This window comes from Zobellia russellii (genome assembly GCF_044597075.1).
Lineage (GTDB): Bacteria > Bacteroidota > Bacteroidia > Flavobacteriales > Flavobacteriaceae > Zobellia > Zobellia russellii.
In genome coordinates this window covers 756,648-778,984 of record NZ_CP139000.1, presented here as the reverse complement: position 1 = coordinate 778,984, position 22,337 = coordinate 756,648, and the positions used below count along the sequence as shown (strand labels likewise).

Genomic DNA, 22,337 nt, shown 5'->3' with positions numbered 1-22,337 from the left:
GAATTTTTTATAAAATTAGGAAAGAAAGAAACCCTAAAATAGTTTACCTGTAGAATCTTGTAACGTTTTTGGAATTTGAAGATGAGTACTCCATTTTTTATTCAATTTGGCAATAAATTGTGCCGATAATAAAGGGGATTCCAATTCCATATTTTGATGCACAAAGAAATTAATGTTCTTAAGGCCTTGATTTTTCCAACTATCCAATCTTTCGATCCAATCGTCCAAACGGTCATAATCGGTAACGTGGTTTGCACCAACATAGCGTACAAAAGCCTCGTTATTCGTTAACCTCATATGCAGCATATCCCTTCTTCCTGCCGTATCCACCACAACGTTGGCAATATTGTTTTCTTGCAAAAGATGATACAACTCTTGACTTACTTTTTCATCATTAAACCAATCTGTATGCCTAAACTCCATAGCTAGGGGAAACTCTTTTGGCCAATATTCTACAAAACGTACCACCCTATCCCAATTCTTAGGCCCAAAATTATCGTGCATTTGCAAAAAGATGGTCCCTAACTTTTCTTTGAGGTTTAAAGTAACTTCTAAATATCTATCAACTATGGGAAGTGAGGCCTCGTTAAGACGTCTTAAATGACTTATATCCCTAGAAATCTTAGGGTAAAATTTGAATCCTTCCGGAGTCTTGTCGTACCACTTCTCATATTGTTCCGCCGGAAAGATGCGATAAAACGTAGCATTGAGCTCAATACTATTAAATTGGGAACTGTAATACACCAACTCATCTTTTGTTCCCCGTGGATAGAAGTTTTTTAAATCTTGACGGTTCCATTTGGCGCAACCCACAGAAATATTGAGAGGTTGACTTTTATCCGTTTTGGCCAGTACACCGGCGGTATCTATATGGTCGGCCGGTAGTGTAAAATCAACATGTTCTGGGTGTTCTACTTTTCCGAATTTCATCTAATATTATTTTCATTTGTCACGCAATTATTCCTATAACGCGAATACCCTGCCTTTATTAAAACAAAAAAGCGGCTATTTAAATAGTCGCTTTTCACTCATTAAACTTAAAAATTACTTTAACGCCTTCTTTATAATAAAACTGGCCATGTTCTTAGCTAGTTTAGCGTAGCATTCTGAAATACGGTACCCGCTATTATAATCATTACCCATGGCTCCGTAACCTTGAACATCTGAGTACTTGCCTTCCAGCAATACATTGCTAGGGTTTGCTGTTTCATAGACTGTTACAGTAGCATCAATTTCTGCATTTTTACGAACTACGCCCACATTGTACCCTGCATAAATTTTGTTGGTATGAATCTTCATTGTGTAAGCCGCATCTTCCATAGAAACACTCACTTCTCCATCGTCAAAACGTTTATTGAAAGATTCAATGAATTTAGGCTCGTACCGGTCTTGGCGGTCTGCAAACCACGATTTTTTAAACTCCTCGCCCTTACCTGCTTCCTTTTCTTCCCTTTTTGCCATTTTATCGGCAAGGAAATCGTCTTCGGAATCATACTTAGGAATCTCAAGGTTACTGTAATCAAATTCTAAAGTATAGGCCGAGATATCTTTTAAGTTTTTAATGTCGCCTTTACTTACTTTCATTTTTTGGGCAAAAGAGTTGGCCGATACGACCAATAATGCCATTACTACGAACTTACGCATCTGAATATAGTTAATTGGTTAATATTCTTACAAGATACGAAGGTTTGAAAAATGTACAACATTATTCTTTTTTCCAACATTATTTTTAATACAAACCGGAGTTTTCAAAGTCAATACAGATGTTCGTGTACTGTATCAATTTTATGAAAAGTCATCCTTTTCAAACTGTAAACATCAATGAAAAATAATCACATAAACAACTATGTATCAAATCACTAAAAACAAAACTTAAACTGATAGTTAATATTTTATAAATACCGTTTTTTTATTCACGAACTCTTTGATACCATGCGAAGAAAGCTCTCTGCCATATCCGGAAATTTTAATTCCCCCAAATGGTAACCTTGGATCACTCTTTACAAGTTCGTTCACAAAAACCGCACCTTCATCAAATTTTGGTACAAGGTTTTCAACTCGGTCTTTAGAGGATGTAAACATACTCACCCCTAACCCAAATATGGAATTATTGGAAAGTTCTACTGCCTCTTCATCCGTACTAAAAGTGGTTATTCCTATTGCGGGGCCAAATGTTTCTTCTTTAAAAATTGGCATATCTTGGGTAACTCCTGTAAGTATGGTAGGCTCAAAAAAGGTTCCTTTTCTACTTCCTCCTAAAATAGCTTCTGCTCCCATCTTAACAGAACCTTGAACTTGTTTTTCTAAATCCTCTGCCAAATCTTCCCGAGCCATAACACCTATATAAGTCTCCTTATCCATAGGATCTCCCACCTTTAAGCTTTTAACTTTTTCAAGATACTTTTGGGTAAACTCATCAACTATGTTCTCATGTACCAATAGGCGTTTGCCCGCAATGCAACTCTGGCCAGTATTTTGAAAACGGGCATTAGCACAGGTTTCAACAGTTTCTTCCATATTGGCATCATCAAAAACAACCAGTGCATTACTCCCCCCAAGTTCAAGTACCGATTTCTTAATATTTTCTCCTGCAATAGAGGCTACGGAAGCCCCCGCAGGTTTGCTTCCCGTTAAGGTTACCGCTTGTACCAGTTCATGTTCAATTACCGATTTGATTTTGTCGCTACTCAATATTAAATTTTGAAAACATCCTTTTGGAAACCCGGCATTTTCAAACACTTCTTGGATCATTTCTGCAGATTTCATAACGTTTGAAGCATGTTTAAGAATACCAACGTTACCGGCCATAAGATTTGGCGCCGCAAAACGAAACACTTGCCAAAAAGGGTAGTTCCAAGGCATTACGGCCAAAACAACCCCCAAGGGCTGATACTTAACATAACTGGTTTCAGCATCGGTTTCTATGATTTCATCCTGTAATTGGTCTTCAGCATTCTCCGCGTAGTAATCACATACCCACGCGCATTTTTCTACTTCTGCAATAGCCTGAGAAATAGGTTTACCCATTTCCTTGGTGATTATTTCAGCATACTTGTCCTTATTGTTCTTTAACTCCTTTGCAGCCTTATGCATTAATTTTGACCTATCCTTAAAAGAGACATTCTTCCAATTTTCATAGCATTCATGCGCTACTTTAATTTTATCATCTAACTCACTACTAGACAATTCATTAAACTCATATATTTTCTCTCCGTTAAATGGGTTTATGGACTCTTTCATTATATCTATTTTCTTTAAAATCTACTTTGTGTTTTGTTCAAATGAACTTCAATTACAAAATAACAGATTTACACCACTGTTCATAACCTCGTTAAAAACTAATTTTGACACAAAAAAGGCTAGACCTCTTTATCCTTACCTTTATAAAAACCTGTATTATGAGCGATCGATCTCACAGTCTTTTACGTATTCGTCCCGAAATTCCCACTGCAAAAATTACTGATGACATGAGCGAAAACGAAAGGTTTCAAAACCTAACTTTTCGTCCTATTTTAAAACTGCAGAACGCCATTTTTATAGCCGTTTTCAAGAACTACATAGCCAAACACAAGAACAGTTTTTACGAGCTTTCTTTAGAAAAACGTTTTGAGTTCATTGAAAACGCCATCCAGAAAGACATTAAGTTCCGCAATTCATTAAAGGGAATTGTAATCGGGCATTTTACCGTGGAAGAGTATGAAATTTATATTAAAAACTCCTCTGCCTTGAACAAGCGAATGATGAACATGGTGATTGATCGACTAAAAGATCAAATACAACTTTTTGAAGAGCCCGTTCTAATTTAAGAGCGATTCTCCATTTAAATTAGTTGTAAGCACATCGCTCATGAAATCAAAAAAGGGCCTAATCGCCCTGTACGATTCGCTAACGTCATCAGCAAAGCCTGCTGAGAGCACTTGTTTGTCCGTAAAATTTTTGGTGAAAATATATTGTTTTTTCTTAATCAAGTCGATGTCCGTATGCTCCTTATCAAACCCTTTAGGTGCCGTTTTTAGTTCATCACCTTCAAGTTGTCCCCAAATGGTCTTAAAATCGTCCTGAGCCATGATTTCCCTAAATTCAAATGCGTCTTGCTCCAATTCTTTCCGGATACGGAGTAAATCTTCCTTGTTCGGGTTCCAAAAACCAGTGGCCAGAAAAGACTTTCCAGGTTCTATATGTAGATAATAGCCGCCACGACGCTGAGCTCCTGCACGTGAAAAAGAACCTGCAAGGTGGGCTTTGTAAGGGGTTTTGTCCTTAGAAAAACGTACATCCCTATAAATACGGAACATCTTTACCCTTTCAATCTCATCATGAGTTCCCAATTTACCCGCTACGGCATCAAAAAATGCTTTTACGCTCTGTTCATGACCTTTAAATTCAGCTTTATTTTCAGTAAACCATTCTCTGTTATTATTATTTTTAAGCTCAATTAAAAAACTAAGTGTTTCTTTCGTAATTATGGGATCTAACATACGACCTAAATGTTGTTATTTTAGATAAAGTTAACCTTTTTAGGAAATCGGCTTTTAGATTTATGAGTAATTTAGCCCTTTCAGCAAAAACATATGGACCATACCTCTATCATTGATAAAATAAACAAGCACAAGAAACAACCCAATTTAAGGTACAAGCTTAAAGAAAAGGTTGAGGAATTTACCAATTTACTCTTCTACACCCTCTTTGACATTGATACGCCCGTGGAAAAAAACCTGGACAAACTAGAACTACTGTTTGATGATGTTGTTGATTTGGCTTGCTGGGATACCAATAAACCCTGTAAAAAAGTCTGGGAAAACTATGTAGCCAAGTTGCCCAGTATATTACAAAGATTAAACCTTGATGCCGAAGCTACCGTTAATTGTGATCCCGCTTCATTATCCGTTGAGGAAGTATATATGGCGTATCCGGGCTTTTATGCCATTGCCATCTATCGTTTGGCACATGAGCTATATTCCGAAGGTTTTCCTTTGGTTCCCAGACTAATGACGGAATACGCACATAGACAAACTGGTGTAGATATCAATCCTGGGGCGCAAATAGGTAATTCGTTTCATATTGATCATGGCACGGGTGTAGTAATTGGAGAAACGGCTATAATCAAAGACCACGTAAAAATATACCAAGGAGTTACCTTGGGCGGTCTTTATGTTGCCAAACACTTACAAAGCACAAAAAGACACCCGACCATTGAAAATAACGTTACCATTTACGCAAACGCCACCATATTGGGCGGCGAAACTATCATTGGTGAGAATTCCATTATTGGGGGTAATGCTTGGTTAACAGCATCCGTACCTCCTAATTCAACTGTTTTTCACACACCTGAAATAAAAATAAAAACACTTCCGCATGTCTCATAGTATTCTAGATCTTATCGGTAATACCCCATTGGTAGAATCGAAAGTATTGAACAAGAACCCCAACGTTAAGCTATATTTTAAAATGGAAGGGCACAACCCGGGTGGTAGCGTTAAAGATCGTGCTGCATACAACATGATAAAAAACGGACTGGAACGTGGTGATTTCGATAAAAATTCCAAATTGATCGAAGCAACCAGTGGTAATACAGGCATTGCTCTTGCCATGATTGCAGGAATCTATGGTCTGGACATTGAACTGGTAATGCCGGAAAAAAGTACCATTGAGCGCGTACAAACCATGAAGGCGTATGGCGCAAAGGTTACCCTTACCCCTGCCGATGTTGGTATTGAAGGTGCTAGGGATTATGCCGAAGCCAAAGTTAAGAACGAAGGTTATGTAATGATCAACCAGTTTTCAAATAATGATAACTGGAAGGCACATTACCATTCTACCGGTCCAGAAATTTGGAGAGACACGGATGCAAAAGTCACTCATTTTGTTTCGGCTATGGGCACTACAGGAACCATTATGGGTACTTCTACTTTCTTGAAGGAAAAAAATAAGGATATTCAGATTGTAGGTGTTCAACCTACGGATAACTCTAGTATACCGGGCATTAGAAAATGGCCAAAAGAATATTTACCAAAAATTTTTGATGCAAAAAAGGTAGACCAAACCATTGAGGTGAGTCAGGAAGAAGCCAAACAAATGGCCGTAAGACTTGCGAAGGAAGAAGGTATATTTTCAGGTATGAGTAGTGGCGGTGCCGCAGCAGCAGCATTAAGATTGGCCGAAACACTTGACAGTGGCATCATAGTTTCCATTGTCTGTGATCGGGGAGACCGCTACCTTTCTTCGGACTTATTTGATTAAGGATATTCAGGATTGAACACTAATCCAAAACCTTGTTCATACCTTCTTTAAAGACTTTAAAGTCCTGTAGATAATTATGTCCTGCATTTGATATACTAAAAAGCTCTTTGTTATTACCAGGAATGGCGGCAAAGAGTTTTTCCGCTGATTCATAAGGAATTACGTTATCTTCTTTTCCATGGAAAATATAAATGGGACATTCTACCTGTTTTATATATTCATTGGACGGAAACCTGAAGTTTGACAACCAATCTATGGGTAAAAACGGAAAGCGATGCTTACCCAGTGCCACCGCACTATAAAAGGGAGATTCCAAAACTAGTTTTTCGGGTTCGTTTTCAGAAGCCAACCATGTGGCTATTCCTGTACCAAAAGAGCGCCCGTACAGTATAATCTCTTTTTCTTGGTACCGTTGTTTAGCATAGTCATAGAATAACTGAGCATCTGTGTACAATGCCGCCTCACTCACCTTACCCGTGCTCTTACCATAAGTTCTGTAATCAACCAAAATGGATTCGTAGCCCTTTGCCGAAAAGAGATTAGCTACGTGAATAAGATGCGATATATTTCCAGAGTTTCCATGGAAGTAAAGAATTAAACCTTTACTGCTATCTTGCTTAATATGAACGGCATTCAGTTTAGCACCATCATCTGTAGTTAAATTGAATTCCTCAAAATCCTGACAAAAATCGTAGGTATGATTAAGAGGCATTTTAGAAGGGAAGAAAACCAATCGTTCTTGATAAGTGTACGCCAAAAAGGCTATTAAAACGTATACGATTACAAGTATAATGCCCCATTTTTTTAATCTTCGCATGAACTACAGAATTTTTATAACTACCTTTTATTTCTGGAAAAATACAAATATGCAATTGAATGTGGTTAACGCTATCACAACCAATTTTTCCTTTTAAAATAAACCATCATACCAATAAAGAGGACAATCATAACTCCCCAAACGTAGTAATATCCGTTTTTATAGTGTAGTTCTGGCATATGGTCAAAGTTCATCCCATAAATACCGGCAATGAACGTTAATGGAATGAAGATTGAAGCCATAATGGTAAGTACCTTCATAACTTCGTTCATTTTATTACTCATGTTGCTCATGTACATTTCCATAAGGCTCATAGACATCTCACGATAAATCTGAATGCTCTCGTTTATTTCTAAGGAATGGTCCAAAGCATCCCTTAAGAATACTTTTGTATCTTTAGTAATCAAAGGATTTTCAGTATCGATCAACCTACTGACCAATTCTTTTACAGGAAAGATCCATCGCCTTATTTTTAGCACTTCTTTCTTTATTTGTTGGATTTCGTGAGCTATTTCAGGTGTGGGATTATCGTATACGATTTCTTCTAAACTCTCTATTCTGTGGTTCATGTGCTCCAAAACCACAAAATAGTTATCTACTATAGCATCCAAAAGTGCAAAGAATAGGTAATCTGCTCCTCGCGTTCTAATTCTTCCGGACTTATTGGTAATACGCTGGCGCACTCCTTTAAAAACATCGTCCTGCATTTCTTGAAAAACAAGAACGCAATTGTCTAAAAGCACCATGGCAACGTGCTCATATACAATTTGATTTTCGTCATTGATATACAGCATTTTGAACACCCCAAAGATGTAATTTTCATATTCATCTATTTTGGGCCGCTGGTGGGTGTTTACAATATCCTCAAGAACCAAGGGGTTGAGCCCAAAACGCTTACCTACCCTATCAATAAATGCTTCGTCACTAATACCTACAATATCTATCCATGAGATTTCCGGTAATTCTTTCTGTGCTACAATGGCATCAATATCTCCGGGAATATGTTCATTATATACGTTTTCATTGTATTCCAAAATGTTAACTTCGCTGGTTCCTCCTTCCCTACGCCCCATATAGGTAATAGTTCCTGGAGCCTTGCCCATTTTCTTTTGAAATTTTGATGTTTTCTTGGGAAGTATTTTCCCTGACCTTTTTCGTTTCGCCATGAACGGATTAATTTTTATAAATATACTAAGAAGCGTACAACTAGATTTTATGATTTGAAAACTGCAAATCGTGCAAAAGCAGCCCCGAACCCGGTGCTACATACGTAAGTTTTATTCCGCTATCCGGTTGCAACGAATCTTTTATATCCGCTAAGGATAAATCCCCTCTACCTAACTGAATTAGCGCCCCCATCATCATACGGATTTGGTAACGCATAAAGCCTTTTCCTTTTACATGCAGTGCATAGCTCTGGGCAGGAAAAAAATTGGCTTGTAACAGTTCATTCTCTTTTAACTCACAAGAAATTATGATACGTTCGGTTTTTGTGTTTTCCTGAAGTCTTGCCGTATACACTTTAAAATTGTGACTTCCTTCAAATAATTTCGCGCCCTTTTTCATTATATCAATATCCAACTTATCCAAGATATTAGCCAAAAATGGAGCGCAGAAAGGGTGGTTTTTTTCCCCATGGGAAAAAAGGTACACATACTCCTTTACTTTGGCATCCTGAATTATATTAAAGGAGCTCTCCGTTTCCGTAATGGTCATTACCCTTAGGTCCGGTGGTAGGTTTCTATTAAAGATTTCCAAAAACTCATCCTCATGAGCTATTGGCTCATCCTCTATGAACAACTCAAAGACCATAGACAGCGCCGAAACTTTAGCATCCGTACGGCCAGCTCCTAAAATTTTAAACTTTTGCGCAGGTAATACAAACTTTAAGGTTTTGGTCAACATGGCCTCTATTGTTTTTTGACCAGGTTGTTTTTGCCATCCGCTATAGCGGAAACCTAAATATTGTAGACGTACCAAATAACAATAACGGGCAACTTGCATGCAATTTTCTCTTTAAGACCAAGCTACTATTTTTTTTGTATTTTGTAATGAACAACCTTTTAAAACCAACAAAAATGACTTTAAATACAGAAATTAGACCACCGGCGTGGTTTTGGATAATCAGCGTAATTGCTCTTTTGTGGAACCTAATGGGCGTCTCCGCCTATTTAATGGAAGCATTTATGAGTGTAGAAGACTTAGGAAAACTAACACAAGACCAAAGACTACTTTATGAGTCAAGACCCATATGGGTTACGTCTGCTTATGCCATTGCCGTTTGGGCGGGTGCACTAGGATGTATAGCTCTATTGCTACGAAAAAAATGGGCAAAAACTTTTCTGCTACTCTCGTTAATTGGCGTGCTGGCTCAAAATGTGTATCAGTTTTTCTTGAGCAATACTTTTGAAGTTTACGGGCCTAGTGCCATATACCTACCAATAATGATTATTGTTGTAAGTATCGCACTTTATTTATTTGCAAAATCTAGTGCTTCTAAAGGGTGGATTTCATAATATTGTAAGCAAGAGTTAATTACGTTAGAACAGCATTCGTAAGTTACAGGTTCTAACTCCTTAATGCTTAATTGAAAACTGTTGTTTTTAATGAGATGAACAAAGCATGCTGCGTTTTAACGATTTTTTTGAATAAAGTAGGAAAAAAGACGTTTTTTAGTCTCCTATTTTTAACCCCCAACCTCTGGAAAACAACTTTTTATGAAGTTCATTTTAAGAATATTCCCCTGGAAAAGAACAATTCACATTTCTATTGCCGTTATAGCTGTCTTGATTATATTTAGTTTTTACGGCCTATACACCAACACTTTTCACCTCTTTAAACCCAATAACTACATTTTTCCGTTGTTGACGTTATCCCACATTACTTTTTTGTACGTGCTGTGGTTTAAAATTAAAGAAGACGAGCTGACCGACCCTCAGATGAGAAATATAGAATACATTTTGTATGTTGTTTTTGCCGTATACGTTTTTAAGACTTTTGAATCTTTGTATATTCTTACCAGTTATTCTGATTTTGAAAACCATATTATTCCTGCAAGTTTTTTTCCGGTTGGAATATTGATTTTTCTATTACACGTACTATTATTAGGTCTTACCTTACTTGCTATTAAATACCGTAGGGATATGGTGGGGCCATACGTTTTTGACGACATGAACCAACACATAGATTCTTGGGAATAACGACCAAACTATTTTTATAGAAGCACAAAACCCCGTTTTTCAACGGGGTTTCTTTTTTTCGAACAGTTCTAAAGTGTTCAAAATTTAACGGCAATCATAATGGTTATTTGATTACAATCTTCTTTGTAAACGTCTTACCATTTGGCTGGCTAATTCGTAGAAGGTATAAACCTCCCGGCACCGATTGCACATTAAAAGCTATTTTCTTATCCTCTACTTGACTTACTCCTCTTTTAACAGGGTTTCCTGCCGTATCGAACAATGAAACATCCACGCTTCTAGAAGTAAAATCCGGTAACGAAACATTCAATACATCTAAGGCCGGAACAGGGTATGCTTTTGATGTTGTTTCAACTATTGGAGCTTCCTTACGCACCACTTCAATAGGATTGGATAGGTCGTAGCACCCAATAAGGTCATTGGCGTTGAGCCCCATTTCCGCACCTTGCAGTCCGTCCTCGTAACGCAAGTGCCAGATGTAACAGGTACCCGCTCCCGCTCCATCGAAATCCACTCCTTCCACGGCTTTCAATGAGGGAGGGATGCCGAGTATCTTGCCTTCCTCGTCCGTGATAACGAACGTACTGTTCTTGCCCGAGCGCTTGCCCGTGACCGCTATTCCGCTGACCATGTCAGGGGTACCGTCCACATAGAACTCGAAAGGTCCGCCAGTTAAAGTGCCTGCATCCGTTTCCGTGCGTACTACTTTAATGGGGTTGGACAGGTCAAAGTTACCTTTCAGCTCGTGCGCGTTCATCCCCATTTCGGCACCTTCAAGTCCGTCCTCATATCTCAGGTACCAGATATAACAGGTACCCGCCCCGGCACCGTCAAAGTTTACGCCTTCAACTGCTTCCAGTGTTGGCGGAAGTCCCAATATCTTGCCCGTATCGTCCGCAATTACGAACGAACTGTTGCTTCCCATGGCATCGCCGCCCAAGGTAATTCCTGAGACCATGTCCTCCGTGCCGTCTACACAGAAATAGAAAGGACCCCCGGAAAGCTCCCCTGCTTCTACCATCGTTTTCTCCTTACGCACCACTTCAATAGGGTTGGATAGGTCGTAGCACCCAACAAGGTCATTGGCGTTGAGCCCCATTTCCGCACCTTGCAGTCCGTCCTCGTAACGCAAGTGCCAGATGTAACAGGTGCCCGCTCCCGCTCCATCGAAGTCCACTCCTTCCACTGCTTTCAATGAGGGTGGGATGCCGAGTATCTTGCCTTCCTCGTCCGTGATAACGAACGTACTGTTCTTGCCCGAGCGCTTGCCCGTGACCGCTATTCCGCTGACCATGTCAGGGGTGCCGTCCACATAGAACTCAAAGGGTCCGCCCGTTAAGGTGCCTGCATCCGTTTCCGTGCGTACTACTTTAATGGGGTTGGACAGGTCAAAGTTACCTTTCAGCTCGTGCGCGTTCATCCCCATTTCGGCACCTTCAAGTACGTCCTCATATCTCAGGTACCAGATATAACAGGTACCCGCCCCGGCACCGTTAAAGTTTACGCCTTCAACAGCTTCCAGTGTTGGCGGAAGTCCCAATATCTTGCCCGTATCGTCCGTAATTACGAACGAACTGTTGCTTCCCATGGCATCGCCGCCCAAGGTAATTCCTGAGACCATGTCCTCCGTGCCGTCTACACAGAAATAGAAAGGACCCCCGGAAAGCTCCCCTGCTTCTACCATCGTTTTCTCCTTACGCACCACTTCAATAGGATTGGATAGGTCGTAGCACCCAACAAGGTCATTGGCGTTGAGCCCCATTTCCGCACCTTGCAGTCCGTCCTCGTAACGCAAGTGCCAGATGTAACAGGTACCCGCTCCCGCTCCATCGAAATCCACTCCTTCCACTGCTTTCAATGAGGGTGGGATGCCGAGTATCTTGCCTTCCTCGTCCGTGATAACGAACGTACTGTTCTTACCCGAGCGCTTGCCCGTGACCGCTATTCCGCTGACCATGTCAGGGGTACCGTCCACATAGAACTCAAAGGGTCCGCCCGTTAAGGTGCCTGCATCCGGTTGATTTCGGTACACAGCTATAGAATTGGAAAAATCATAATCGCCCTCTAAACCGGAAACATTCATTCCGCCCTCCAGGCCTTTTAATCCATCCATATAACTTAAATGCCAAATAAAACAAGTACCGGCACCAGCTCCATCAAAGTTAACAGCTTCGGGATTAGGTGGAAGTCCTAGTATTTTCCCAGCTTCATCGGTAACTACCCATTGTGAATTTTCTCCACTATTCTCGCTAACCGTAACTCCAGAAACATGGTCCGGATAATCATCTCCTACACAGAATTCAAACGGGCCTCCACTAATTGTTCCCCCATAAGATGCCGTATCTATATCATTCGCTAAAACATTAGGTGCAACCAACAAAGTTGCTAACGTTAGCAAAAGTGCAGACCAAGACAATGTCCGTGGTCTGTTGTTCGCATTCAAACAAAAAAGTAATTTTCTTTCCATAATTACGTGTTTTTAATTCGTATCCAAACTAATTGTTATATTGATGTGAGAAATCACAAAATGCTAAACTTTTTCTCTAATTCCGTGATACTTTTGTGAACTTTTACGACTTAACCTTCAGGTTATCAATAATACTAGGATTGTAAAGACGATTATGGACTTTTCCTTACCGTTTATCTATTTTAAACATCCTGTGATAACTGTGTGATACTTTTTAACTTCATTCGTACTCTGAATTATGAAAGAAATATTGATTATAGAAGATGATCCAGAAATCATCAAATTGTTAGAGATACACCTTACCGATCTCATTTATAAGACTTCCAAGGCCATGGATGGTGCCCAAGGATTATTAATGGCCCTAAACCATGATTATGACCTAATACTTCTGGACCTTACGCTCCCGAGCATGGACGGTGTTGAGATTTGTAAAAAACTAAGAGCAGAAAAAAATACTCCGGTTATTATGCTCACTGCCAAGTCCGAAGAAATAGACCGTGTACTTGGTCTAGAGATAGGTGCTGATGACTATATTACAAAGCCATTTAGTATACGAGAGTTGCTAGCGCGAATTAAAGCGGTTATGCGGCGTACAGATGCACAACAGGTTAAAGAGGAGAATACAGCAACTATTGGGTACGAAGGCCTTTTTATAGATATCGATAAGAGAAAAGTACTGTTGAACGACAAGAAAATTGAACTCTCTCCCAAGGAATTTGAGCTTTTGGTCCTTATGGCATCCAACCCAGGACGGAACTATTCCAGGACAGAACTGTTGAATATGATTTGGGGCTATAACTTTGAGGGCTATGAACACACGGTGAATTCTCACATTAACCGTTTACGTGCCAAAATCGAATCAGATATGGCAAATCCTACCTATATTCTTACGACTTGGGGCGTAGGTTATAAATTTAACGAAGACATCTCATTATGAGCCAAAAAGAAAAAACCTTGACCCCCAAGCTGATCAAGAAACTTTGGTTGGCCTTTGTCCTACTTGTATTACTCATGGGGGCATCCTACATATTCATTACCGGTTACTTTGCCAATAAATACAGCCAAGAAACAACACAACGTCTTAACGCAGATGTTGCGCACCATGTAATTGCCGAAAAATTTCAGGACGCGTCCCCGTTTCTTGAAGATGGCAGCGTTAACAAACCTCTTTTTGGTGACTTAATGCATGACATGATGGCCGTAAACCAAGGTATTGAGGTTTATCTGTTAAATGAAACCGGCGAAGTTCTGTATTCCGTGGTTTTGGATCATGGAGATAAAAGTTCAATAAAGAGTGTTTCATTGGCCCCAATAGAGTTTTTCATTAAAAATAATGGAGAGCGTTTTGTACTTGGTGATGACCCGAGGAATTCTGGAGAGAAAAAAATATTCTCCGTAGCTCCCTACTCCGTAGACGGTAGGAACGGCTATATCTATATTGTACTTGCCGGGAAAAAATTCCAAGAAGTTAGCGACAACCTTTTGAGTCAATATTTTACTAAATTAGGCATTGGCGCTACCATGCTCACCATGCTTTTTTCGCTCATAATTGGTCTTTTGGCCATTTGGTTCTTAACTAAGAATTTACGCCTGATTACAAAGACGGTCAGGAAATTCCATGACGGAGATCTACAGGCAAGAATTGCCAATCCTGAAAATTCGGATATTGAAGTCTTTGCAAAATCATTTAATGAAATGGCAGATAGTATTGTTGGGAATATGGATAAAATGCAGTCCGTTGATTTATTGCGCAGGGAGTTGATTGCCAATGTTTCCCATGATCTTAGAACGCCTTTAGCAATTCTAAAGGGGTATATTGAAACCCTACAGATTAAAAACGAAACCTTAACCGAGGAACAAAAACAAGAATACCTACAGATTACGCATGACAACGTAGATAAATTGTCCAACTTAATCAACCAACTTTTTGAGTATTCTAAATTAGAAGCCGAGCAAGTTACTCCCGTTAAAGAACCCTTCTCCATTACGGAACTTTCCCATGACCTGATAGCCAAGTTCAAGGTTTTAGCCGAAAAGAAACAGATAGACCTTCAGCTAGACAATCCGGAAGAAAATTGCATGGTCTATGCCGATGTAAGCCTTGTAGAAAGGGCACTTCAGAACTTAATAGAAAATGCCTTAAAATATACTGAAGCCAATGGTAAAGTAACTTTATCACTTCAAAAGAAAGGAAAAAACGTAGAGATAAATATTACGGATACTGGTACGGGAATTGCCGTAAATGAGCAGCCTTTTATATTTGACCGTTACAAACAGGTAGACAAAAGCGCCAAAAAGCAAGGATATGGACTTGGTTTGGCAATCGTTAAAAAAATCATGGATCTGCATGATACTACCATCACCGTTTTAAGTAAACCAAAAGAAGGAAGTTCTTTTATCTTCAACCTTCCTGCTTATCAGGTTTAACTCTTAACCGATTACCTAAAAATTTATATCGCAATTTCTTGAGCAAAGTGGTTAAAAATCCCAAATGCTCAAGAAATTATTTTCATGAATATATATTCCGTAGTTAATAGGACCTACATATTGTATACCCCTCCATTAATATCCAGTGTTGCCCCAGTTATAAAACCATCGTACTCAGATGCCAGGTAGGTAACCGCCCGTGCTACATCAGCAGCATTACCGGCGCGTTGAATTGGAATACCGGCAACGGTTTCTGCTGCCGACTCTTTGGTCGTATGGGTATTGTGAAAGGAAGTTCCTAAAATAAGCCCAGGAGCCACGGCATTGACCCGAATGCCTTGTGGGCCTAATTCCGAAGATAGTGCACGGGTAAAAGTTAAAATTGCTCCCTTACTTGTTGAATAGACCAATGACCCCGGATGCCCTCCTTTTCGTCCTGCGAGCGAAGCCAAATTAACAATGCTACTGTTATCGTTTTTTGCAAGATGTGGTGATGCAGCCCTCGTTACGAACATCATAGACGTAAGGTTAATATCCATTACCTTGTTCCAAAATTCGGCCTCCATTTCACCAAGCATTTTACGTGCTACAAGCGAGCCGGCATTATTGACCAATATATCAAGACCGCCAAGTACTTCTACCGTTTTTCCAACAAGAGTATTTGCATCGGCCTCCTTAGTTAAATCTCCTGATATAGCCACTGCTTTTTGGGCTTTCGCAGTTGCGTATTCAACCAACTGATTGGCAGTATCCGCACTAGAAAAATAATGAATGGCAACATTGGCACCACTATCAATAAAGTGTTGGGTTATGGATTCTCCTATTCCTTGTGCACCAGCGGTTATCAGCACATTCTTACCGGTTAATTTTGTATTCTTCCCCATTCTATTTTTTACTATTTGATTTTATCGTTTTTGGCAAAGTAGCCTTCATTAGAAACAGCATTGTCACTTACAGTTAAGCTTGCAGTTTTAAACCACACCTCCGCATAGTTACCGTCTGCATATTGTTTTTGGACATCACCACCATGAGTTTCTGCTCCAGAACACCAGTTTTTGTTCACCTCGGGAGACTTTCCATTAGTCTGATTGTAAGCGCCTAGTTTAAAGAAACAACCTTCGCCTGTATACGCTTCTTTACGTTCCACCCCATCTTGGCCAATTGGCACAAATAATTTTTGAGTTTGCTCCGGTATATCCGCAGTGGTTGTATATTCGGATTCGATTAAATTTTTGGTAAATGTTTTGGTTTCATGGCCCTTACTTGTAAAGGTTAAGTTCATGATACCGTTAACAACTTCAACTTCATAGCTAAACTCCTCTCCCAAAGCAATTCCCTCCTTAGGTTCTTCAGGGTAAGTACTTGCATTTGTGCCCACAACGGAAAAATCATTGCCCCAAACAGCAGTTGAATAATCCCACCTAGTTGAATTATCATCTCCAGCCGTATTTATTTCATAATGCCAAAAGACAGAACCTTTTGTATGGCCCGGAAATTTCTTATAGAATATTTTGAGCGGTTCGTTTTCATGTGCATCGGCACTATGAATTTGACCTACCACAACAGCATGGGTGGCCGCTACTCTAGCATCACCGGTAGCGGAGACATTCATTACTTTTAAAGTTGCCGTCAACTTATCATTTGCGGTTTTAGGATACCACTTTTTTACTTGCGCCAATTCCGTTCTGGTATTGTTTGAAGTTCCATGGGTGTTGCCCCCATTGGGTGTTTTAAAAACCACCCATTCATTGGTGCCATCATTTGTAGTAAAGAAGAAATCCTTATTCTCAAAGTTGTTGGCATGTCCCACATTTGAACCATTGCCCAAAATCAATTTCCAATCATCAAAAAATGGAATCACATCACTTGCGTAAACTGTCTTTGTTTCTTCCTTTTTACCCGTATCAGGTGCACCTGCAGTGTCCTTCTTTTTTGTTTCGGTTTTACAACTGCTAAGTATTAGAAAAAAACTAAAGACTAAAAACGTTGTTAGAGAGACTGTTTTTTTTGTATTCATTTCTTGTGATTTGATTTTACTTCTATTTTTCGGTCTAAGCTGAGTTTTAAAATTTACTTTGGCGCTCTATCGTTTATTCTTTTTGGGAAGGTGTTCCTGCTCCCACAGTTGCTTCCTTGAACCAAACCTCTGCATAACAGCCGTTTTCATATTGTTTGGCAATATCTCCTCCATAAGTTTCCGAACCGGTACTCCAAACCATGTTGTCTTCAGGGTTTTTACCATTAGTTTGGTTGTAAGCACCTTGTTTGAAATACTGTATTTCTCCGGTATAAGCATTTTCGCGCTCTACTCCGTCCCTACCAATAGACGCGTACAAGGCTCTTATTTGTTCGGGAATATCTGATTTTTTAGTGAAATCGGATTCCAATAAGTTTTTCGTGAATTTTACCGTCTCATGTCCATCACTGGAAAAAGTAAGGTACATTATACCTTTGTAGACGTTTATTTCATAACTGAATTCTTCGCCCAGTGCAATACCGTCTTTTGGCTCCTCTGGATATGAAGTAGCCGTAGCTCCAACAACGGACATATCATTACCCCAAACTGCCGTAGAATAATCCCATCGTTTTGAATTATCTCCTTTGGTGTTTATTTCATAGTTCCAAAAAACGGACCCCTTGGTATGCCCCGGAAATTTCTTATAAAAGATTTTGATAGGCTCGTTCTCATGACCCTCATCACTATGAATCTGCCCCACTACTACGGAGTAAGACGCAGCAACCCTAGCGTCTCCTGAAGTAGAAACATGTTGCACTTTAAGCGTTCCGGTTAGTTTACCTCCTGTCTCGGGAATCCAGTGTTTCTTTTGTCCCAATTCAGTTCGTGTATTGCTAGATGTGCGTGAAGTTACCCCAGAGTTTGGGGTTTTATAGACTACCCAATCCGTTACACCTTCATTCTCAACATAGAAAAAATCTTTTTTTTCAAAATTTAAAAGTTCTTCGGAGCGAGTGCCATCACCTAAAAGAATTTTCCATTCTTCCATAAACGGTATTACATCACTCGGGTATTTTATTTTATTTTCAGTTGAAACTGTGGGCTCCAAACTATTTGAAGAGGTAGACTTGGAGTTGTTTTTACACCCGATCAGCGCTAAAACCATGACTACCGTAATTACTGATTTTTTCATTTATGAATTGATATTTTTCTAATTGAGATTAATTAATACATGAGTTTAAGCGGAAGGTTTTCTTCTACAATCAGCTCTCCTGAATTTTTAATATCGTTGTTGGAATGGGTATTGTTTTTGGCGCCCCACAAGCGGGCAACAAACTTTACCGGGTTATCTGCAAAAGTATTCCCTGAAATTTCCACATTTATAATACCGTAAGTATTCAATAAAATTCCATCTTCTTCTTTGGCTCCACATTGAGTAAAACTGTTATTGGTGACTACAAGGTTACCCCCAACAGTAGATTCATCATATCCTCCTCTGTAATAATCCACTACATTTTTATCCACTCCTTTAAACGTGCAATTGGCAATAACAATATTCTCTGCACTGTATTCACCTTTATCATCTGTTTCCTCGGACAGTTCCAAACCGTTATTACAATTTTTGATAACCGTAGATTTCAGTTGAATATACTCCGAGAAAGAATGCTTGTAAGCCTTTAAAACAAAGTCAAAATCAGATATTTCGGAATCAACTATAGTTAGGTTGTACAAACTGGACATATTATTCTTTAAACCGGCAAAAGCATATTGAGTTTTTGTTCCTTTTAGAACCACTCCTTTTAGAGTCAATTCGCCTTTAGGATTCATCTCAAATGCCGGGGTTTCCGGTGCGCCCGCGTAATGGATAGTCGCTTTCTTATTGGCATCCGTAGATTTTATCGTGAGAAGTTTATCAATCTTTAAAGACGTTTTCACTTTGTACTTAGCGGAAGTCAATACTATGGTGTCTCCATTTTTCGCATTCTGAATGGCGTTGACCAACTTGGCCGTTGAACTTACTGAATAGGTTTTAGGCGAAGCCTTTTTTGAAGATTTAGCTGGATACCAATCTGGACCATATTGAGATACATCCATAAGATTTGGCTTTTCAGCAGGTGCTTTAACTACGGCTCCTACCGAGTTTACCTCCTTTCGAGAATTACCAAAAAGGTCGGTCTTAATTAAATCGAACTCAAAACCATTATAAAGTTCTGAATCGGTTAAGTCACTTTTAGGAATCCATATGTTTTTTTCTAATTCTGAAACGGCAAAATCTTTAGTTTTAATGCCAGGAATTTTCTTAAACGAAACCCCTTGATTATCTATAAGATTGCTTTTAAAATTTATTCCATCTAATGAGTCATGGGCCACGACCGGCTGTTCATCCCCCGTGCTATTATAAATAAGGTTATTGGCAACAATGGTCCTAATAGGCCTCTCGGACCTTATTTCAGAAGCAGGCAAAATATCTTTCTGATCAATATTGGAACCTACCCCAAACTGTAATGGTGAATCGCAATCTACCCAAGTATTATAGGCCACTACCACATCGGTTACCTGTATGTACCTGTTAAGTGGTGATTTTGGAATACCGTTCATTACAGCAAGTGGACTCCTAAATGTTTTTCCTTTTAGGTTGTAGAAGTAATTATTCGTTACCCAATGTCCCGTACCAATTAAACGTACGCCCCCAATTTGCTCAGAATCCGCATCACCTATAAAGTAGTTGCCGTCAACAATACAGTAGTTCCCGTGTCTCGTTACCAATGAGCCTTCACTTTTATAGAAGACATTATTCCTGAACTCGTTAAAATTTGATTTACTGGAAATAATCTCTACTTCACCATTACATTTATCAAAAAAATTGTTTTCAACAAGGGTATAACTAGGCGCCATGGAGGTAAAACTATTGCCAAGCTGTATGGTTTCTGCACTAGGACCACCCTTAGGAGGTCTAGGCCCAAAATAGTTATGGTGTATCTTATGGTAATTCTTTATACTGTTATTCCCTGCAAGATCAATCCGTACAGTAGGTCCTCTATTGGATTTACCCGCTATATAACAATGATCCAACTCATTATGTCTCCCTTTAAATAGAACCCAGAGATCTGTCTGGTTTTTTTGGGACTTATTAAAATCCAGAATCACGGAATTTGTAACCCGAGAATGATTGGCCACCGTATCTTCACTAATGGCAAATTCAATGACCGCATCAGAAGGAGATGAACCATTAACAAAGTTTAAACCACTAACAACGAGATAATCTCCGCCCAGTTTTAAATCGGATTTTCCGCCAATAACCACTTTACCTGCTGTTTCGGCACGTAAGGTAATTGGCGCATTTTCTTTTCCGTAACCCACAAAACGGATTTGAACATTGTTCCAATCTCCATTGGCCATGATAATTTCGTCACCAGGACCTGCATTGCCTATTGCCTTATGGAGTTCTATAATATCTTTTACGTAAGCCCCTTCTTGTTTTGGGGGTTGTGAAAAAGAGAGAAATAAAAGCGCTGCACTTATGATTATCAGGTTAGTTTTCATTATTCAGATGTGTTGAGATGTAGTTCAATTGGATACTTTACATTGTTGAGAATGCACAGTGTTAAGCTGCAATTTTCAATTGGTTTACCAAACTGGTTTACCAAATATAATCATTTAATCATACCAAACAAATTATTTACAGACTATCGCCTTTATTAAATAGAAATATCACAGACTTTAACTTGCTAAAATTTTCTTCTGGATTGTAAACACGACCTAAATCTAGAATAATGAACACTTGGTCTAATCGCATTGAACCACTGCAATATTACTATACCACCACAGTTATGTTGTTGAACTTAAAAACCCCTATTATGACTTTTAAAAATTTCTTTTTAATCGGCATCTCCTTAGTCGCCCTTAATGCCTGTTCCGATGACGATTTACCATTAGAAATCCCCGAAAAGGAAACAGAACAATCAGAGGAAGAACAGCCAAAGGAAGAAGAACAACAACCTGAAAATGCCGCTCCGGATTCTTTTAGTCTAACCATGTTAGAAGATGGCACGGCCGATGTTGGCCTAAACCCTACACTATCTTGGTCAGCAGCTATTGATTCTGATGGAGATGATATTACATATACTCTTCTTTTAGACGAAGAAGAAACACCGCAAAGTATTCTTGCAGAAAACCTTACAACTCCAGAATTTAATATTGTTGAAGGTTTAGAAAAAAATAAGGTTTACTACTGGAAAGTTGTTGCTAGTGATACTAACGGAGGCGCAACGGAAAGCGCACAAACTTTTAGCTTTAGTACTAAAGGTCTATCTTTTTCCGAATCGGCTTTGACTGCTAATGCCGGGTTTAGTTCCAGAAGAAATCATAGCATTACTGAATTTAATGGGAAACTTTGGATGATCGGTGGAGGAAACGACTCGTCTGGCTTCAAGGATGTGTGGTCCTCTATTGATGGTGAAAATTGGCTGTTAGAAGTAGAAAATCCTTTTGACTTTTTTAGCAAAAACAATCACACTGCTATTGTATTCAAAGAAAAATTTTGGATAATAGGTGGTGGTTTTAGTGATATTTGGTCTTCTACGAACGGAAAAGACTGGGTGCGAAACGAAAATGTTGGTGCATTCGGTTCTAGAGAAGGACATACAACAGTTGTTTATGATGATAAGCTTTGGGTAATTGGCGGTAACAAAGGTTCTGAGCAAATGAACGACGTGTGGTATTCCGAAGATGGAGCTACTTGGAATCAAGCTACCGAAAGTGCTCAATTTTCTCCACGTACAGACCATACTACCGTAGTGTTTGATGGTAAGATGTATGTTATGGGAGGAACTGCCGTAAAGGGTTTTTCACCACTGTTTTACAATGACATTTACACGTCTACAGACGGTGTAAACTGGACAGAAGTAACTACAGAATCTGTATTTGAAATTCGTGCCAATCATTCCTCATTAATCTATGACCACAAAATGTGGGTCATTGGAGGTTGGCAAGCGGTAACGAATGAAGAAACTACCGAGCAAGAGCTTACCACATTTGCAGACGTTTGGTATTCCGAAAACGGTAGCGAATGGAATAAGTTAACTACCAATGACTTATACCAACCAAGAATGGGACATGCCTCTGTAGTTTTTGAGAATAAAATACTTATTTCTGGAGGATTGAATATTAACAAAGAAGATTCAAGTAGAACTCATTACAATGATATTTGGGTCATTGAGTAACTACATT

Annotated in this window: 20 protein-coding genes; 8 read left to right on the top strand and 12 right to left on the bottom strand. The window is 39.3% G+C overall.

Annotation, left to right across the window (positions count from 1 at the left end):
* Positions 1–33 precede the first annotated feature (33 nt).
* The 3 genes from SJY45_RS03210 to SJY45_RS03200 form a co-directional block, all read right to left on the bottom strand.
* A complete protein-coding gene (locus SJY45_RS03210) occupies positions 34–930 on the bottom strand; it encodes a DUF72 domain-containing protein (RefSeq protein WP_400073238.1) in 897 nt (298 codons plus the stop codon).
* Between the two features lie 114 nt (positions 931–1,044).
* The gene (locus tag SJY45_RS03205; RefSeq protein ID WP_400073237.1) at positions 1,045–1,644 is read right to left on the bottom strand and encodes a hypothetical protein; all 600 of its coding nucleotides are present in this window, start codon (positions 1,642–1,644) and stop codon (positions 1,045–1,047) included.
* A 240-nt stretch (positions 1,645–1,884) separates the two neighbouring features.
* Complete coding sequence (locus SJY45_RS03200) at positions 1,885–3,240, bottom strand: NAD-dependent succinate-semialdehyde dehydrogenase (protein ID WP_400073236.1); 1,356 nt, start codon at positions 3,238–3,240, stop codon at positions 1,885–1,887.
* A 158-nt stretch (positions 3,241–3,398) separates the two neighbouring features.
* On the opposite strand from SJY45_RS03200, the gene SJY45_RS03195 reads away from it, so the two are divergent.
* Positions 3,399–3,806: a glyoxalase gene (locus SJY45_RS03195; protein WP_215911955.1), complete on the top strand. Its 408-nt coding sequence runs from the start codon at positions 3,399–3,401 to the stop codon at positions 3,804–3,806.
* On the opposite strand, the gene SJY45_RS03190 is transcribed toward SJY45_RS03195, so the two are convergent.
* Positions 3,798–4,478, bottom strand: a complete 681-nt coding sequence (locus SJY45_RS03190; protein WP_400073235.1) for a DUF2461 domain-containing protein — start codon at positions 4,476–4,478, stop codon at positions 3,798–3,800. The genes SJY45_RS03195 and SJY45_RS03190 overlap by 9 nt on opposite strands.
* Positions 4,479–4,571: 93 nt before the next feature.
* On the opposite strand from SJY45_RS03190, the gene epsC reads away from it, so the two are divergent.
* Positions 4,572–5,366: a serine O-acetyltransferase EpsC gene (epsC, locus tag SJY45_RS03185; protein ID WP_215440251.1), complete on the top strand. Its 795-nt coding sequence runs from the start codon at positions 4,572–4,574 to the stop codon at positions 5,364–5,366.
* Positions 5,356–6,240: a cysteine synthase CysM gene (cysM, locus tag SJY45_RS03180; protein ID WP_400073234.1), complete on the top strand. Its 885-nt coding sequence runs from the start codon at positions 5,356–5,358 to the stop codon at positions 6,238–6,240. The genes epsC and cysM overlap by 11 nt, the downstream gene beginning before the upstream one ends.
* 19 nt (positions 6,241–6,259) lie before the next feature.
* Here cysM and SJY45_RS03175 read toward each other — a convergent pair whose 3' ends face one another.
* The 3 genes from SJY45_RS03175 to SJY45_RS03165 all read right to left on the bottom strand — a co-directional run bounded on the left by SJY45_RS03175 (position 6,260) and on the right by SJY45_RS03165 (position 9,061).
* Entirely contained in the window at positions 6,260–7,057 is a 798-nt protein-coding gene (locus SJY45_RS03175; protein ID WP_400073233.1) for an alpha/beta hydrolase, read from the bottom strand.
* Between the two features lie 74 nt (positions 7,058–7,131).
* Entirely contained in the window at positions 7,132–8,223 is a 1,092-nt protein-coding gene (corA, locus tag SJY45_RS03170; protein WP_215440245.1) for a magnesium/cobalt transporter CorA, read from the bottom strand.
* 40 nt (positions 8,224–8,263) lie between these two features.
* Positions 8,264–9,061, bottom strand: coding sequence for a tRNA pseudouridine synthase A (locus tag SJY45_RS03165; protein ID WP_400073232.1), 798 nt, complete (start codon positions 9,059–9,061; stop codon positions 8,264–8,266).
* Between the two features lie 74 nt (positions 9,062–9,135).
* Between SJY45_RS03165 and SJY45_RS03160 the strand changes: the two genes are divergently transcribed.
* Both SJY45_RS03160 and SJY45_RS03155 read left to right on the top strand, forming a co-directional pair.
* Complete coding sequence (locus SJY45_RS03160) at positions 9,136–9,573, top strand: hypothetical protein (RefSeq protein WP_215911951.1); 438 nt, start codon at positions 9,136–9,138, stop codon at positions 9,571–9,573.
* Between the two features lie 201 nt (positions 9,574–9,774).
* On the top strand, positions 9,775–10,257 hold the full coding sequence (locus SJY45_RS03155; RefSeq protein ID WP_215911950.1) for a hypothetical protein: 483 nt from the start codon (positions 9,775–9,777) through the stop codon (positions 10,255–10,257).
* Positions 10,258–10,360: 103 nt separating this feature from the next.
* Here SJY45_RS03155 and SJY45_RS03150 read toward each other — a convergent pair whose 3' ends face one another.
* Positions 10,361–12,724, bottom strand: coding sequence for a T9SS type A sorting domain-containing protein (locus tag SJY45_RS03150; RefSeq protein WP_400073231.1), 2,364 nt, complete (start codon positions 12,722–12,724; stop codon positions 10,361–10,363).
* 238 nt (positions 12,725–12,962) lie between these two features.
* Here SJY45_RS03150 and SJY45_RS03145 point away from each other — a divergent pair, with 238 nt between their 5' ends.
* Both SJY45_RS03145 and SJY45_RS03140 read left to right on the top strand, forming a co-directional pair.
* Positions 12,963–13,661 carry a response regulator transcription factor gene (locus tag SJY45_RS03145; protein ID WP_289042167.1) on the top strand — a complete coding sequence of 233 codons (699 nt, stop codon included), beginning with the start codon at positions 12,963–12,965 and terminating at the stop codon, positions 13,659–13,661.
* Positions 13,658–15,151: an ATP-binding protein gene (locus SJY45_RS03140; RefSeq protein ID WP_400073230.1), complete on the top strand. Its 1,494-nt coding sequence runs from the start codon at positions 13,658–13,660 to the stop codon at positions 15,149–15,151. The genes SJY45_RS03145 and SJY45_RS03140 overlap by 4 nt, the downstream gene beginning before the upstream one ends.
* Positions 15,152–15,264: 113 nt before the next feature.
* Here SJY45_RS03140 and SJY45_RS03135 read toward each other — a convergent pair whose 3' ends face one another.
* The 4 genes from SJY45_RS03135 to SJY45_RS03120 form a co-directional block, all read right to left on the bottom strand.
* Entirely contained in the window at positions 15,265–16,035 is a 771-nt protein-coding gene (locus SJY45_RS03135) for an SDR family NAD(P)-dependent oxidoreductase (protein WP_400073229.1), read from the bottom strand.
* A gap of 11 nt (positions 16,036–16,046) precedes the next feature.
* On the bottom strand, positions 16,047–17,168 hold the full coding sequence (locus SJY45_RS03130; protein WP_400073228.1) for a polysaccharide lyase family 7 protein: 1,122 nt from the start codon (positions 17,166–17,168) through the stop codon (positions 16,047–16,049).
* Between the two features lie 73 nt (positions 17,169–17,241).
* Positions 17,242–18,300 (bottom strand): polysaccharide lyase family 7 protein, encoded by a 1,059-nt coding sequence (locus SJY45_RS03125; protein ID WP_400073227.1) that lies wholly within the window; start codon positions 18,298–18,300, stop codon positions 17,242–17,244.
* A 32-nt stretch (positions 18,301–18,332) separates the two neighbouring features.
* Positions 18,333–20,651 (bottom strand): chondroitinase-B domain-containing protein, encoded by a 2,319-nt coding sequence (locus tag SJY45_RS03120; RefSeq protein WP_215911943.1) that lies wholly within the window; start codon positions 20,649–20,651, stop codon positions 18,333–18,335.
* Positions 20,652–20,965: 314 nt separating this feature from the next.
* On the opposite strand from SJY45_RS03120, the gene SJY45_RS03115 reads away from it, so the two are divergent.
* A complete protein-coding gene (locus SJY45_RS03115) occupies positions 20,966–22,330 on the top strand; it encodes a hypothetical protein (RefSeq protein ID WP_215911942.1) in 1,365 nt (454 codons plus the stop codon).
* Positions 22,331–22,337: the final 7 nt, after the last annotated feature.

Excerpts from the sequence above, each read along its gene's own strand:
- SJY45_RS03210 (WP_400073238.1), bottom strand. The coding sequence starts at position 930 with ATGAAATTCGGAAAAGTAGAACACCCAGAACATGTTGATTTTACACTA.
- SJY45_RS03205 (WP_400073237.1), bottom strand. The coding sequence starts at position 1,644 with ATGCGTAAGTTCGTAGTAATGGCATTATTGGTCGTATCGGCCAACTCT.
- SJY45_RS03200 (WP_400073236.1), bottom strand. The coding sequence starts at position 3,240 with ATGAAAGAGTCCATAAACCCATTTAACGGAGAGAAAATATATGAGTTT.
- SJY45_RS03195 (WP_215911955.1), top strand. The coding sequence starts at position 3,399 with ATGAGCGATCGATCTCACAGTCTTTTACGTATTCGTCCCGAAATTCCC.
- SJY45_RS03190 (WP_400073235.1), bottom strand. The coding sequence starts at position 4,478 with ATGTTAGATCCCATAATTACGAAAGAAACACTTAGTTTTTTAATTGAG.
- epsC (WP_215440251.1), top strand. The coding sequence starts at position 4,572 with ATGGACCATACCTCTATCATTGATAAAATAAACAAGCACAAGAAACAA.
- cysM (WP_400073234.1), top strand. The coding sequence starts at position 5,356 with ATGTCTCATAGTATTCTAGATCTTATCGGTAATACCCCATTGGTAGAA.
- SJY45_RS03175 (WP_400073233.1), bottom strand. The coding sequence starts at position 7,057 with ATGCGAAGATTAAAAAAATGGGGCATTATACTTGTAATCGTATACGTT.
- corA (WP_215440245.1), bottom strand. The coding sequence starts at position 8,223 with ATGGCGAAACGAAAAAGGTCAGGGAAAATACTTCCCAAGAAAACATCA.
- SJY45_RS03165 (WP_400073232.1), bottom strand. The coding sequence starts at position 9,061 with ATGCAAGTTGCCCGTTATTGTTATTTGGTACGTCTACAATATTTAGGT.
- SJY45_RS03160 (WP_215911951.1), top strand. The coding sequence starts at position 9,136 with ATGACTTTAAATACAGAAATTAGACCACCGGCGTGGTTTTGGATAATC.
- SJY45_RS03155 (WP_215911950.1), top strand. The coding sequence starts at position 9,775 with ATGAAGTTCATTTTAAGAATATTCCCCTGGAAAAGAACAATTCACATT.
- SJY45_RS03150 (WP_400073231.1), bottom strand. The coding sequence starts at position 12,724 with ATGGAAAGAAAATTACTTTTTTGTTTGAATGCGAACAACAGACCACGG.
- SJY45_RS03145 (WP_289042167.1), top strand. The coding sequence starts at position 12,963 with ATGAAAGAAATATTGATTATAGAAGATGATCCAGAAATCATCAAATTG.
- SJY45_RS03140 (WP_400073230.1), top strand. The coding sequence starts at position 13,658 with ATGAGCCAAAAAGAAAAAACCTTGACCCCCAAGCTGATCAAGAAACTT.
- SJY45_RS03135 (WP_400073229.1), bottom strand. The coding sequence starts at position 16,035 with ATGGGGAAGAATACAAAATTAACCGGTAAGAATGTGCTGATAACCGCT.
- SJY45_RS03130 (WP_400073228.1), bottom strand. The coding sequence starts at position 17,168 with ATGAATACAAAAAAAACAGTCTCTCTAACAACGTTTTTAGTCTTTAGT.
- SJY45_RS03125 (WP_400073227.1), bottom strand. The coding sequence starts at position 18,300 with ATGAAAAAATCAGTAATTACGGTAGTCATGGTTTTAGCGCTGATCGGG.
- SJY45_RS03120 (WP_215911943.1), bottom strand. The coding sequence starts at position 20,651 with ATGAAAACTAACCTGATAATCATAAGTGCAGCGCTTTTATTTCTCTCT.
- SJY45_RS03115 (WP_215911942.1), top strand. The coding sequence starts at position 20,966 with ATGACTTTTAAAAATTTCTTTTTAATCGGCATCTCCTTAGTCGCCCTT.